Below are 809 nucleotides of genomic sequence, written 5' to 3' on the forward strand. Positions count from 1 at the left end.
GTGTTATGGCAATCCAGTTGTCAAAAAAATATAACAAGTCGTTAAAGCAGGACAAATAACAGTTGGCTTTTGCTCCTGCGTCGCTTATTTTAGCCAACTATCAATTGCCGCTTAACGTGGCGTTAGTACTCTATGAATAAACTATCTAGTCACTTTGAATTTTATCTTTCTATAGTTGTTCTTTTAGCTATGTGGGGATGTGGTTATTTCTTTATCGAAAAGTCTTATGATTTTTGGGCTAACGGTGTTGAGAAAGAAGCTCATATAGTAAGTTTAGATTACGTTTCCCTGTCAGCTAGAGGTGGAGATTCTTATTATTATAATCTTGAAATCAATAGAAAAAAAATGATTAAAGATTTTCCATATAAACTTGCTAAGAATTCAAATTACTCTGTGTTACATTTGGAAGTTACGAATGAGGTCATGATAGGCAATTCTGACAGCAATATTTTTGACATATTCGCTTATCATTTAGGCTCTAAATTCACGGCAATTACTGTTATTCTATTTTTGTTATTTTTGCCTTACCTTTGTTATAGGTCTTATTTATCGGCATTTGTTAAAAAAAAGAATGCTTGGTGAGTCGAGTACTAACAAGCAAATCAACAAGGACACGTAACAGTTGGCTACGTTTCGCTTCGCTGCACAATTTTAGCCAACCATTACTTAGCCTGTTATTTGGGCGTTATAAGTCGCTGGAGAATTATGGCTCGTCGAAAGGAGTTAGGCAGTATCGCTAGCGGTATTATCGGTTCATTCAATAGTCGAAATAATGATATTGATGGTTATTGGGCTATAGGTAAACTTTA

General features: G+C 34.9%; 1 protein-coding gene. It reads left to right on the top strand.

Annotation, left to right across the window (positions count from 1 at the left end):
* Window positions 1-132: 132 nt before the first annotated feature.
* Window positions 133-582 (top strand): hypothetical protein, encoded by a 450-nt coding sequence (locus tag H4J39_RS00915; RefSeq protein ID WP_182225576.1) that lies wholly within the window; start codon window positions 133-135, stop codon window positions 580-582.
* The last annotated feature ends 227 nt before the right edge of the window (window positions 583-809 follow it).

The organism is Colwellia sp. Bg11-12 (genome assembly GCF_014076955.1).
In the GTDB taxonomy this organism is placed as follows: Bacteria; Pseudomonadota; Gammaproteobacteria; order Enterobacterales; family Alteromonadaceae; genus Colwellia_A.

What these genes read in the sequence shown, in the direction of transcription:
- H4J39_RS00915 (WP_182225576.1), top strand. Translation starts at nt 133, where the DNA reads ATGAATAAACTATCTAGTCACTTTGAATTTTATCTTTCTATAGTTGTT.